Source organism: Alcaligenes faecalis, from assembly GCF_002443155.1.
Taxonomy (GTDB): domain Bacteria; phylum Pseudomonadota; class Gammaproteobacteria; order Burkholderiales; family Burkholderiaceae_B; genus Alcaligenes; species Alcaligenes faecalis.
The window spans coordinates 2,508,519-2,521,186 of the sequence record NZ_CP023667.1; the positions used below are offsets into that span (position 1 = coordinate 2,508,519).

The window sequence follows — 12,668 nt, forward strand, 5'->3', positions numbered from 1 at the left end:
ATGCTCATGAAACGTATTGCCGCATTTGCCCTGACCTGCGCTATGGCTGCTCCCGTCTATGCACAGACGATTGCCACCGTAAACGGCAAAAACCTCACGCAAAAAGACCTGGATCAGTTCGTCGCCGTTCTGGTCGAGCAAGGCGCCAAGGACTCGCCCGAGTTGCGTGAGCAAGTCAAACAGGAAATGGTCAACCGTCTGGCCGTGGTGCAAGCCGCTGAAAAAGCCGGTATCGACAAGACCAACCAGGTTCAGCAAGAGCTGGAACTGGCCCGCCAGAGCATTCTGGTCCGTGCCTTGATGGCCGATTACCTGAAAAAGAATCCCGTCACCGACGCCGATCTGACCAAGGAATACAACACCATCAAGGCGATGGAAGAAGGTCAGCAGGAATACAAGGTACGCCACATTCTGGTCAAGGACGAGGCAGTTGCCAAAGACCTGCTGGCAAAGATCAAGTCCAAGAAAGTCAGCTTTGCTGATGCGGCCAAGAAAGACTCCATCGACACCGGTAGCGGCCAGCAAGGCGGCGATCTGGGCTGGGCTCCTAGCTCCACCTACGTGCCCGAGTTCGCTCAGGCTGTAGAGAAGATGAAAAAAGGCGAGCTGAGCGCTGCGCCTGTGCAGTCGCAGTTTGGCTGGCACATCATCCAGGTGGACGATGCTCGCCCTGTGACCTTCCCGGCCATGGCTGAAGTCAAGCCTCAGCTGGAAGAAATGATGCGTCAGCGCAAGCTGGCCGAGTACCAGCAGAAAATCCTGAAAGAAGCCAACATCAAGTAAGGACTTTGACGGCCGCTTTGTCTTCTCGATAAAGCGGCTTGCAGGAAAAACAAATATGGCGCCCCAAGGGCGCCATATTTGTTTGTGGTGAAGATCGTTCACTGAATGTTGTTCATGGGGGTGCTTTACTCACCCGCCAATAAAGCCAGAAACTGGGCTTCGTCCAAAATGGTCACGCCTAATTCCTGCGCCTTGGTCAGCTTGGAACCGGCCTCTGCCCCCGCCAGCACATAAGCAGTCTTTTTGGAGACCGAGCCGCTGGCCTTGCCCCCTGCCTCCAATACGCGGCGCGTGGCTTCGTCACGGCTCATGCTGGGGAGCGTACCTGTAATGACCACCGTTTTACCCGCCAGCGGCAGATTAGCGCTATTGGCGCGGGCTTGTGCCTGTTGAGGTATCACCCCAGCCGCCAGCAAATCATCCAGAGCCTCACGATTATGTGGTTCCTGGAAGAAGTGCCGCACGGAAGCCGCGACGACCGGGCCAACTTCGTTGACTTGCAGCAGCGCCTCTTCATCAGCCTGCTCCAAAGCCTGCAAGGAGCCAAAATGCTGTGCCAGATCGCGCGCCGTGGTCTCGCCCACATGGCGGATACCCAAGGCGTAAACCAGGCGATTCAAGGCCGGCTCACGCACTTTGTCGATCGCCTCAATCAGGTTCTCGGCCGACTTGCGGCCCATGCGCTCCAGCAGCACCAGCTTTTCAACTTTCAGCTTGAAAATATCAGCCAAGGTATGGACCAGACCTGTTTCCACCAGTTGGTCCACCAGCTTTTCACCCAAGCCTTCAATGTCCAGCGCTTTACGGCTGGCTGCATGAATCAGGGTTTGCTTGCGCTGGGCGGGACAAATCAGGCCGCCGGTACACCGCCAGGCGGACTCTCCTTCCAGACGCTCCAGAGCCGACTGACAAGCGGGGCACTCCTTGACCATCTCGAAAGGCACGCTGCTTTCAGGGCGCTGTTCCAGCACCACAGCAACTACTTCGGGGATCACATCACCGGCACGGCGCACCACGACGGTATCTCCAGCACGCACATCTTTGCGACGCACTTCGTCTTCGTTATGCAGCGTGGCATTGGTAACCGTGACACCGCCCACGAAAACCGGCTTCAAGCGCGCAACCGGCGTGACCACACCCGTGCGGCCGACTTGAAACTCAATGCTCTCCACACGCGTCATTTCTTCTTGCGCGGGGAATTTATGAGCAACGGCAAAGCGCGGCGCACGGGCCACATAGCCCAGAACACGCTGCGCAGCCAGGGAGTTGACCTTGTAGACCACACCGTCAATTTCAAAGGGCAAACCGGGACGGCGCTGCTGAGTTTCACCATAGAAATCCAGCAGACCCTGCACGCCCTGCACGACTTTACGGTCGCGGCTCAACGGCATGCCCAGGCTTTCCAGCCAGTCCATCATGCCCGATTGGGTATCACGGGGCAGTGCCTCGCCCGCAGGCTCTGCAAACAAGGCATTTTGCGGCTGATTTGCGGCAGGCATAGGGCTGACCTCACCCCAACCATAGGCAAAAAAACGCAAAGGCCGTTTGGCTGTAATCTTGGGGTCCAGTTGACGCAAACTACCTGCGGCCGCATTGCGCGGATTCACAAATACTTTCTCGCCACGCTTGGTCTGGTTCTCGTTCAGGCGCTCAAAGTCCGCCCGGTTCATCAGAACCTCGCCTCGCACTTCCAGCACGGCGGGCAATTGTGCCGCATCGCCGAGCAAGCGCAGAGGAATGGATTTGATAGTACGAATATTGCTGGTGACGTCCTCGCCCGTGGTGCCATCACCGCGAGTCGATGCCTGCACCAACAGACCTTGTTCATAGCGCAGGCTGATCGCCAGGCCGTCAAACTTGTATTCAGCCAGATAATCTACCCGACGATCCAAGCCGACCACACCTGCGTCGACCAAGGTATCGGCGACACGTTTGTCGAAAGCCTGCACTTCCTCGTCATCAAAGGCATTACCCAGAGACAGCATGGGAACAGCGTGCTGAACCGTGTCAAAGCCGTCCAGCGGCGCTGCACCCACGCGCTGCGTGGGTGAGTCCGGAGTAATCCATTCCGGGTGCTCGGCTTCCAGCGCCAGCAGCTCGTTCATCAATGCGTCGTATTGCGCGTCCGAAATGCTGGGTGCATCCTGAACGTAATAGGCCCAGTTATGCTGGGCCAGTTCTTCATGTAACTGCTGTACTCGCTTCAAGCTCACGAAAAAATCCTGCCTGTACGTTCCTGGCCTGCTGTAAAGCCAGCCTGCTCCAGGCGTTCGTACAGATTACTTAGTTGTTCATCAATGTTTTGATCGGTGCTCTCAGGCAAGGGACGACCTTGATCATCCAGCACCACGCCATCCAGACGGCTGGCCAGATCGCGGGCCACGGTAGCCATGCGGCTGAAGGCATGATCGTCCGCCGGGCTGTTGGGCAAATCCAGCAGCAAGTCGATACGCTCGATGCTGGCCGACTGAATATCCTTGGGCTGGGCGCCATCGAACATGGCGGTAAAACGGGGCTGACCCGAATCCGCCAGCCAGGCCAGCTGCTGGCCAAAGGGCAGAAAGCCCGCATCCTTGACCATCTGAATCACGGACGAAGCAGGCATGGGGCCGGGCAAGCGCACCGACACACCCACCAGAGCATCCAGGTCAGCGCAGGTATTATCCAGGGCAGCGGCACGACGCAACACGTCATCTTGCTCGGGCCCTTCTACCGCGCCATCAAACTGCTGGGCCAGCGCTTGCGCAGCCATCCAGACCTGCGACCACTCAATCGCCGACAAGGGACCGCTGCGATTGGCCAGCAAAACGGCAATCTGCATGCTGGCGTAGGACTCGCCCGAACGCAAACGAGCACGGTGACCGCCCCCTTCGCATTCAGCAAAATAACGCACAGGCTTGGCACCCGTACGCGAGACCGACTGCAGGGCTTGGGCCAGATCCTGCGCATCTACGGGTTGGCTGAAACTGATGTCGATGACGGCCTCGGTCGTGCAGTCGGCCTCGGCCGCATCGTGCTCACCATCAGCAGACGCAACATCCCCGCCACGCGTCATGCTGGGCTCGCGGCGTTCCAGCTCGGTAAGCTGGCTCATCAGGGGATCGGTGTCCCCATCCGGGAATTGGCTTTGCATCTGCTGGCGCACTCGGCGGTCTTGCCACCAGTTAAAGACCACCACGAGCAAGATGAGCAAAATGCCCAATAAAATCAGTGCGATTTGCAAATCACTCATTGTCAGTTCCGTCGAATCAACACTAGCGGATTAAAAAAAACAGGCTTACACGCTGCTCATTTGCATGGCAGCGTCTACGTCCACTGCCACAATTCGGGATACACCCTGCTCTTGCATCGTGACCCCGATCAGTTGTTTGGCCATTTGCATGGCAATTTTATTGTGAGAAATAAATAAAAACTGGGTTTGGTCGCTCATGCTGGCCACCAGATTGGCATAGCGTTCGGTATTCGCATCATCCAGCGGCGCATCCACCTCGTCCAGCAAACAAAACGGGGCAGGGTTCAGCTTGAAGAAGGCAAAAACCAGTGCAGTCGCGGTCAATGCCTTTTCACCACCCGAGAGCAAATGAATCGTGCTATTGCGCTTGCCCGGCGGTTGGGCCATGACCTGCACCCCAGCCTCCAGCACTTCATCGCCCACCATTGTCAGTTTAGCCTCTCCACCACCAAATAGCCTTGGGAAAAGCTCGCCAAAGTGCTGATTAACGATGTTGAATGTTTCCATGAGCAACTGGCGCGTCTCGCGGTCAATCTTGCGAATCGCGTCTTCCAGAGTCTCGATGGCATCACTCAAATCCTTATGCTGGGCATCCAGGTAGGTCTTGCGTTCTTGCGCTGTAGTCAGCTCTTCAAGGGCCGCCAGGTTCACCGGGCCCAGGCCTTCAATCTGGCGCGAGATACGCTGCACTTCAGACTGCAACCAGCCCACACGCTGCCATTCTGGTGTCTTTTCCTGTAACAAGCTCCACAGTTCGGAACGGTTCACCTTTCTGCTGTCCAGCTGTTCAGCAAACTGTTCGACCGCCAGACGCGAGGCTTGTTCCTGCAACTGCAATTCGGTAACTTGCTCGCGCAAGGGCCCCAGATTCTTTTCATTCTCGGCACGGGCCTGCTCATGCTCACGCAATTGAGCAGCCAAGGTATCGAGCTGAATTTTTGCCAGGCGAACGGCTTCTTCACGCTCCGCGCGCAATTCCAGCGCGTCCTGCAAACCAGCTTGTGCAGCAGAGGCGTCCAGATCCAGCAATTCGCCTTGCAAACCTTCCAGTTGACCGGCCGTGCGTTGTGCCTGCTCCTGCGCCAGGGCCAAGTTGCGCTCCAGTTCAGCCATACGCTGTACCAACGTGCGCTCGGCAAACTGGGCATCATGCACAGCGCGTTCGCGCTCGTGTACGGTACGGCGGGCCTGTTCGGCCAGTTCCGCGCCCTTCTCGCCTTCCATCTGCGCTTCCGCAAACACGCCTTGATGCTCGGCCAGCTCTTCGTCCAGCGCTTCAAAACGGGCCTCGAACTCCTCGCGGTTCGCCTGCAACTCTTCGCGCTGTACCGCCAGCTCTTCCAGCTCTTCGTTGATACGACCACCGCGCTCTTGCGATTGCTGCGCCTGTTGTGCCAGCTTGGAGTGCTCCAGCTGCACATCGTGCATACGGGCTGTCAGCTCGCCGACACGGGCTCGGGCCGGAACCAGACCGTTACGCACTTGCTGCAGGGCCATTTCGGCCTGGGTGCTGGTATGGCCCAACTCGTCCACAATCAGTTGGGCGCCACGCAGCTCCCGCTCCAGATGCGCAATTTCCTGCTGACGTGCCAGCATCCCGGCTTGTTCGGAGTCTGGTGCGTAAAAGCGAATGCTGTGCTTATCCACCAAATGACCGTCACGCACCACAATGGCCATTTGATCCGTCAACTGCTCGCGCAAGCTCAGGGCCTGCTTCAAATCCTGACAGACATAGACCTGGTGCAACCAGTTATCCAGCAAGCTGCGCAAGCCGCCTTCCTGCTGCCGCAGTACCGAGGTCAGCAAAGGCAGATCCAGAGCAGGCTTGGCCGGCGCCCCCGCTTCGGGCAACTGGTAAAAACTTAAACGAGCAGGTGGCGCATCACTGGCGAAAGCAGCCGCCATATCCAGGCGACGCAGCTCCAAAGCCGTCATGCGCTCGCGCAGCACGGCTTCCAGCGCGGTTTCCCACCCTTTTTCCACGTCCAGGCTTTGCCAAAGACGTTTCATGCTCTCCAGCCCGTGCTTGGCCAGCCAGGGTTCCAGCGTTCCCTTGCGGGCCACGTCTTCCTGCAAACGGCTCAAGGCCAAATGACGCGCTTCCAGACGGGCCATGTCCTGCCCGCCTTGCACAGCTTGTTCCTGCGCTTTCTTGCGCTCTTCTTCCAGTCGGGGAAGCTGGGCTTCCAGATGCTGCATATGCTCCTGAGCTTGCTGCAATTGATTTTGCAGCATGTTCAGATCGCCTTGCAGCCGTTCCAGATTGTCCGGGTCCGGGGCATTGAGTTCGCGCAGTTCCTGCTTCAAGCGCTCCTGACGCTGCTCCACGCCTTGAATCTGGCGGTCGGCATCACGCTGCGATTGCGCAGCCAACGCCAGATTCTGCTCCAGACGAGCCAACGCCATGCGCATTTCGTCCCGACGCTGGGCTTGTTCGCGTACGCGCAGCTCCAGATCGGGCAAGGCGCCTTGCGCCTCCTCCAGCAGAATCTGTAATTCTTCCAGCTTTACCGCGGCTTCTTCGCGCTGCTGCTCACTGTTTTCCAGTTCTTGCTGGCAATGTTCTTGTTGTTCAATCCAGTCATGCTGCTGTTGTTCCAGTTGCTCACGGCGCTGCGCCATGCGGCTGCGCGAATCCAGCACATGACGGATTTCCGCTTCCAGGCTGGATACTTGAGAGCCCGCCTCATACAACTGGCTTTGCGCCAGATGCAAGGCGTCACCGGCCTGCAAATGAGCCTGTCGCTGTGACTCCAACGCAGACTCGGTATGCCGCAAGCCGGCAATTGATTCTTCCAGTTTGGTCTGAGCTTGCTCAATCGCCAGGAAACGGGCTTTCTGATCGCCCTGCGCATTGGACTCTTTCAATAACCACAGCAGGTTTTGCTTGAGTTCGCCATCTTGCTGCAAGTCACGATACTGGCGCGCCACTTCGGCCTGCGCCTGCAATTTCTCCAGCTGCGCATCCAGTTCCCTTTGGATATCTTCCACACGCAGCAGGTTTTCGCGGGTATCACGCAAGCGGCTTTCTGTTTCGCGGCGACGCTCCTTGTAGCGCGATACACCCGCAGCTTCTTCCAGAAACACGCGCAACTCTTCGGGCTTGGCTTCGATCAGGCGGTTGATCATGCCCTGCCCGATGATGGCGTAGCCACGCGCCCCCAGGCCCGTCCCCAGAAAGATGTCGTGAATGTCACGCCGACGAACGGCCTGATTGTTCAGAAAATAGCTGCTGGTTCCGTCCCGGCTCAGGACACGCCGTACCGAGATCTCGGCATAGGTGCTCCACTGGCCCGAGGCCCGCCCCTCAGAATTATCGAAAACCAGCTCAACCGATGCCCGCCCCGCCGGTTTGCGTTGCGAGGAGCCATTGAAAATCACGTCCTGCATGGACTCGCCACGCAGCTCGGAGGCTTTGCTCTCGCCCAGCACCCAGCGCACCGCATCGATGATGTTGGATTTTCCACAGCCGTTGGGCCCGACAACGCCAACCAACTGACTGGGAGTTGGAATGGAGGTCGGGTCCACAAAGGATTTGAAACCAGCTAGTTTGATCTGGGTTAGACGCACAGGGTAGAAGTCAGCTCAGAAAAGACCAATTTGAACAGGCGCGCAGGCGCATTTCTATCTGCCTGGCACCGCGAATCGTATGATACCGCAGCACCTGCCACCCATAGCAAAGACGGCTAAAAAACAAATGAAAACCAGGCCATGGCTGCAAGAATGATAAGGCAGTACATACCCCTATGCCGTCAAGCCCTGTTTACCCTGCTTGGCACGCGGGAAAGCGGGGTCAGGCAAGGCATCTACAATAGGGCTTGAGCAAGCTGCACCCGGCCCGAAAATCCGAGCAGACACACACCTGCAATGAATTTCTAATACCACTGCCCCCGCAGTCCCTGTTATTCTTGCTCCCCATCTCTCTTCGTAAATTTCGCACCGGCTCAGGCTTTATCAGGAAAACTGTGGTGGGCAGCCCCCAGCCAGCTCGTCCTGCCTGATACCTGACCTTGATTCGTGTCTTGCAGTCACCGTACTGTTTTGAAAAGACACACGCATTCGGGATGTATTTTGAATAAAGGATTTTATCTGGTCATGGCCGCGCAGGCATTGTCGTCAGTTGCCGACAATGCCTTGCTGATTGCCGCCATCGCCCTGATCGCTGACCTGCACGGACCTATCTGGATGGTCCCCATGATGAAATGGTGGTTTGCGCTGTCCTACGTGCTATTGGCCGCCTTTGTAGGTGCCTTTGCCGACTCGTATCCCAAGGGCCGGGTGATGTTCGCCACCAACGCCATCAAGCTGATCGGCTGTATGTTGATGTTCTGCCACCAGTACTTTGGCATGAACGACTCCCAGCAACTGGTTCTGGTCTTTGTCTCCTACACCCTGGTTGGTATCGGTGCTGCCGCCTACTCCCCGGCCAAGTACGGCATCGTCACCGAGATGCTCAAGCCCGAACAGTTGGTCAAGGGCAATAGCTGGATTGAAGGGCTGACTGTTCTGTCCATCATCGGCGGCACGGTGCTGGGCGGTGTCCTGATCAACCCGTCTATCGCCAGCTCGCTGGCCGAACACCCATTGATTGCACCTTTGGCCCAGACACGTGCCGAAGTCGCTATCTTGCTGATTTCCTTTATCTATCTGTCGGCGGCCCTGTGCAATCTGCTGATCCCACGCACCAATATCGACTACCCGCCCCAGCAAAAGAACCCCATTTTGCTGCTCAAGGAATTCCGTACCTACGTGCACATTCTGTGGCGTGACAAGCTGGGCCAGATCTCGCTGGCCGTGACAACCCTGTTCTGGGGCGCCGGTGCCACGCTGCAATTCATTGTGATCGAGTGGGGCGCTCAGCATCTGGGCTATCGCCTGGACCAGGCCTCCGTCCTGATGGGCGTTGCCGCTTTGGGCACGGTCTTTGGCGCCGTCTTTGCCGCCCGCGTTCCCTTGAAGAAATCCCTGGCCGTTCTGCCAGTGGGCGTGGCAATGGGCTTTGTGGTTCTGCTCATGCCTTTGGTGCACGAAAAATGGGCGGTCTACACCCTGCTGATGGGTATTGGTGGCTTGTCCGGCTTTTTCGTCGTCCCCATGAATGCCCTGCTGCAACATCGCGGCCACGTCATGCTGTCGGCCGGTCACTCCATTGCCGTACAGAACTTCAATGAGCAACTGAACATTCTGTTCATGCTGGCGCTGTACAGCCTGCTGCTGTGGCTGCGTTTGCCCATCAACTACATCATTGTGTTCTTTGGCCTGATGGTGGCATCCTTGATGACGGTATTCATCATCTGGAAAAACGCCAATCTGCGCGCGCATCCAGAGCTGGAAGCCTGCATTGGTCAGGAAGGTCATGGGCAGGCCTTGACGGCCAAATAAAAAAAACCTTCGGGGACTTTTGTCTATCTTGAGACAAACCGTCGGCTAGGAAACCATCACGGCATCAAGGCTCAGGACTGACCCTGCAACTCGCGCAGCAAGGACAAATCCCGCCAGGCATTGGCTTTGTGCTGCGGACGCAGCAACAACGAGGCCGGATGATAAGTCACCACCAAAGGCAGACTGCGGCCCTGAGCGTCGGTATAGGTCAGCGCCTGACCCCGCAAAGCCTCCAGATCCTCATCACGACCACTTAGTGCCACTGCCGCCAAATGGCCGACGGCCAGTAAGCGGCGTGGCTGCACCAAGCGAATCTGCGCATCCAGAAAAGCCCGACACGCCACCAGCTCTTCCTGAGTAGGGGGACGATTACCCAGGGGGCGACACTTCACCAGATGCGTTTTATAAACCGAGGCATTGGGAATCGCGCTATTGAGCATGGCTTGCAAGAGCAGGCCCGCCTTGCCATCAAAAGGCTTTGCACTACGATCATCGCTGGTACCCGGTGCTTCACCAATAATCATCCAGTCCGGCTCGGACAAGAGTTCGGAACCAAAGACCACTTGAGCACGGCCCGTATGCAAACCGCATTCCTGACAAGCCTGTACCTGTTCCAGCAAGCTGGCCATATCTGGCGCTTTTTCAGGCTGAATCAGCACGGCAGGCCGCTGCACCACTTCTTCTACAGGAGCAGCTGCTACCGGTCTGGCACCGGATTTGCGCAAGACCGCCAGCGCCTGATCACGGGCCGACATGGCATCCGTAGCCGCAGCGGGGGCTGAAATAGGGGAAAGACTGCCCGCATCATCAAGAGGCCGCTCTACCGGCTGAGCCGTCTGCCTTGCTGCTGCGGGCTCTTGCGCAGGAGCGGCCACAGCCGCGGACTGCACCACAGGCTGCGCCTGAGGCAGACGCGCCAAAAAAGCACGCTCCAGGCCCAACTCCAAAAGCCAGGTGCGCTGCAGAGGGGAGATAGGCTGAAAATCGATCATGCCTCTGCCTTGATGGCCAGATTCAGACTCATCAAGACCGCGTCTTCGCGCTGTCCATCGCCAAGCGGGTAGTAGTTTTTTCGCAGGCCATCCGCCTTGAAACCGTACTTCTGATACAGGCCAATAGCCGGTGCATTCGAGGCCCGCACTTCCAGAACCACGCGCTCCAGCTGATGCTGACGGGCCCATTCCAGGCCATCATCCAGCAATTGCCGAGCCAGACCGCGCCGCTGCTGTTCAGGGGCCACTCCAATCAGCAAAAGCTCGATCATATCGGGAGCTTGCAGCCAAATGGCATAGCCTTGCACCTGACCTTGCTTGTGAATGATCCGGGAGCAATACGCGCTATTACCCAAGGCATCCGTGAAGTTGCCCGCCGTCCAGGGGTGACTTTCCACACGACGCTCGATATCCAGCACGGCGGACACATGCCCAGCCTGCATGGCTTCAATTTGCAGGGGTTGATCCAGAGCCGCCGGGTTTCCGCCCAAGCCCTGTTCACGCTCCTGAATGGTGTAGGCGACTTTCTCGCGCACATACAGCGGCATGGCCAGATCCGGGGAAACACCACGCCCCTCATCCAGATCATGCAGAGCCAAATGCGCCACGCTGGCCCCCGTTGCACGCCAGGCCTGGCCGACTTCCCAGCCCTGCGCCAGAACGGCAGGAGCCAGATCAGGAAACTGCTCCAGCGCATCACCCACAACTTGAATAGGCTGCTGCTCTGCAATCAAACCCTCAGCCTGCAAACGGGCGATCCAGGTGGTGACCTGTGCGGCATCCAGCAAGACCGGGCTTTGCAGCACGGACCAGGAATTTTCAGCCGTCCACTTGTACACCGCGGCATAGACCTCTTGCATACGCGCATCCTGTGCCACCACATAGGCGGTGCCTTCTACGGGCGTGCCGCAAGCGGCAGCCGCCAACAGGGACGAGACAGGCAGCACCGGCAAATTCAACGCAAAGGCCATGCCTTGGGCCACGCCACAGGCCACGCGCAGCCCGGTAAAACCACCAGGACCTTGGCCGAACGCAATGGCAGTCAGCGCCTGTCTATCCAGACCAGCCTGCTCCAGCAGTTGCTCGGCCATGGGCAAAAGACGTTCAGCGTGGTCGCCGCTACCCTCATGGCTCAGTTCCACAAGCGAAATACCCGCCTGAGTGCGAGACAACAAGGTCAGTTCACAGAGATTGGAGGAAGTCTCCAGGGCAAGAATATGTGCATCCATCGCGCTATTTTAGTTTAAGCAGACTCAAAATAGGCAGCTCTCCGGGATCGAACAGGGACAAAGCTGTCCACAGTGAAATTTCGAGTGGGTTTCCCCTCAGGCTGGTATTTTTTTGACTTGACTCAAACCGATCAGCCAGACTATTTGCCACCATACAATCTTCTTCAAAGCCAGTACAAACCTGCTGCAAGGCGCATAAATAGTACAAAACACTTAATGTGTAATATTTTTCTACATCCCCCTATACGCGCTTTCTGATGCCTGTTACATTTTCGCTATGAATACGCCGACCCCCCCCCTCACCCGCAAAATCCTTGTCGTTGACGACGATCCCCGGCTGCGCGATTTACTGCGCCGCTACTTGTCTGAACAAGGATTCAACGTCTTCGTTGCCGAAGACGGTAAAGAAATGGCCAAACTCTGGCAACGCGAGCATTTCGATCTGCTGGTACTGGATCTGATGCTGCCAGGCGAGGATGGCCTATCCATCTGTCGCCGGCTGCGCGGCGGTCACGACAACACCCCCATCATCATGCTTACCGCCAAGGCCGAAGAAATCGACCGTATCGTGGGCCTGGAGATGGGTGCCGATGACTACCTCATCAAGCCCTTCAACCCCCGCGAACTGCTGGCCCGTGTCAACGCTATCTTGCGACGCCGTGGTACCGAGGAACACCCCGGCGCACCTAGTCAGGAAAATGAATCGATCGAGTTCGGCCCCTATGTGCTGAACCTGTCCACTCGAACACTGACACGCAATAACGAAGTCGTCCCCATTACAACGGGCGAATTCTCCGTGCTGAAAGTGTTTGCCCGTCATCCCAAGATCCCCTTGTCGCGCGACAAACTGATGGAACTGGCGCGTGGCCGTGAGTACGAAGCTTTTGACCGCAGCCTGGACGTGCAGATTTCGCGTCTGCGCAAGCTGATCGAACCCAATGCCTCCAAGCCCGTGTTCATTCAAACGGTCTGGGGTCTGGGCTACGTTTTTGTTCCAGACGGCGGTAACTGACCTTGTCTTCCGGTCAGCAAGACGGGCGGCCCGCCGTG

Annotated in this window: 8 protein-coding genes; 3 read left to right on the forward strand and 5 right to left on the reverse strand. The window is 57.5% G+C overall.

The window, feature by feature from the left end:
• Window positions 1–6: 6 nt before the first annotated feature.
• Window positions 7–783, forward strand: a complete 777-nt coding sequence (locus CPY64_RS11825; protein WP_042482486.1) for a peptidylprolyl isomerase — start codon at window positions 7–9, stop codon at window positions 781–783.
• Window positions 784–908: 125 nt separating this feature from the next.
• On the opposite strand, the gene ligA is transcribed toward CPY64_RS11825, so the two are convergent.
• Genes ligA through smc form a run of 3 tightly spaced genes read right to left on the reverse strand, consistent with a single transcriptional unit; the run spans window position 909 to window position 7,585 of the window.
• Window positions 909–2,996 (reverse strand): NAD-dependent DNA ligase LigA, encoded by a 2,088-nt coding sequence (gene ligA / locus CPY64_RS11830; RefSeq protein ID WP_042482488.1) that lies wholly within the window; start codon window positions 2,994–2,996, stop codon window positions 909–911.
• Window positions 2,993–4,015, reverse strand: coding sequence for a cell division protein ZipA C-terminal FtsZ-binding domain-containing protein (locus tag CPY64_RS11835; protein WP_042482492.1), 1,023 nt, complete (start codon window positions 4,013–4,015; stop codon window positions 2,993–2,995). Before CPY64_RS11835 ends, ligA begins: the two co-directional genes overlap by 4 nt.
• 45 nt (window positions 4,016–4,060) lie before the next feature.
• Window positions 4,061–7,585 (reverse strand): chromosome segregation protein SMC, encoded by a 3,525-nt coding sequence (gene smc, locus CPY64_RS11840; RefSeq protein WP_042482494.1) that lies wholly within the window; start codon window positions 7,583–7,585, stop codon window positions 4,061–4,063.
• Between the two features lie 501 nt (window positions 7,586–8,086).
• Between smc and lplT the strand changes: the two genes are divergently transcribed.
• Complete coding sequence (gene lplT / locus CPY64_RS11845; RefSeq protein WP_042482497.1) at window positions 8,087–9,397, forward strand: lysophospholipid transporter LplT; 1,311 nt, start codon at window positions 8,087–8,089, stop codon at window positions 9,395–9,397.
• 71 nt (window positions 9,398–9,468) lie between these two features.
• Here lplT and CPY64_RS11850 read toward each other — a convergent pair whose 3' ends face one another.
• Both CPY64_RS11850 and CPY64_RS11855 read right to left on the reverse strand, forming a co-directional pair.
• Window positions 9,469–10,389 carry a uracil-DNA glycosylase gene (locus CPY64_RS11850; protein WP_042482500.1) on the reverse strand — a complete coding sequence of 307 codons (921 nt, stop codon included), beginning with the start codon at window positions 10,387–10,389 and terminating at the stop codon, window positions 9,469–9,471.
• Entirely contained in the window at window positions 10,386–11,618 is a 1,233-nt protein-coding gene (locus CPY64_RS11855; RefSeq protein ID WP_042482502.1) for a bifunctional tRNA (adenosine(37)-N6)-threonylcarbamoyltransferase complex dimerization subunit type 1 TsaB/ribosomal protein alanine acetyltransferase RimI, read from the reverse strand. Before CPY64_RS11855 ends, CPY64_RS11850 begins: the two co-directional genes overlap by 4 nt.
• Window positions 11,619–11,895: 277 nt before the next feature.
• Here CPY64_RS11855 and ompR point away from each other — a divergent pair, with 277 nt between their 5' ends.
• On the forward strand, window positions 11,896–12,630 hold the full coding sequence (gene ompR, locus CPY64_RS11860) for an osmolarity response regulator transcription factor OmpR (RefSeq protein WP_003801024.1): 735 nt from the start codon (window positions 11,896–11,898) through the stop codon (window positions 12,628–12,630).
• Window positions 12,631–12,668 lie beyond the last annotated feature (38 nt).

Excerpts from the sequence above, each read along its gene's own strand:
- CPY64_RS11825 (WP_042482486.1), top strand. The coding sequence starts at position 7 with ATGAAACGTATTGCCGCATTTGCCCTGACCTGCGCTATGGCTGCTCCC.
- CPY64_RS11835 (WP_042482492.1), bottom strand. The coding sequence starts at position 4,015 with ATGAGTGATTTGCAAATCGCACTGATTTTATTGGGCATTTTGCTCATC.
- CPY64_RS11850 (WP_042482500.1), bottom strand. The coding sequence starts at position 10,389 with ATGATCGATTTTCAGCCTATCTCCCCTCTGCAGCGCACCTGGCTTTTG.
- CPY64_RS11855 (WP_042482502.1), bottom strand. The coding sequence starts at position 11,618 with ATGGATGCACATATTCTTGCCCTGGAGACTTCCTCCAATCTCTGTGAA.
- ompR (WP_003801024.1), top strand. The coding sequence starts at position 11,896 with ATGAATACGCCGACCCCCCCCCTCACCCGCAAAATCCTTGTCGTTGAC.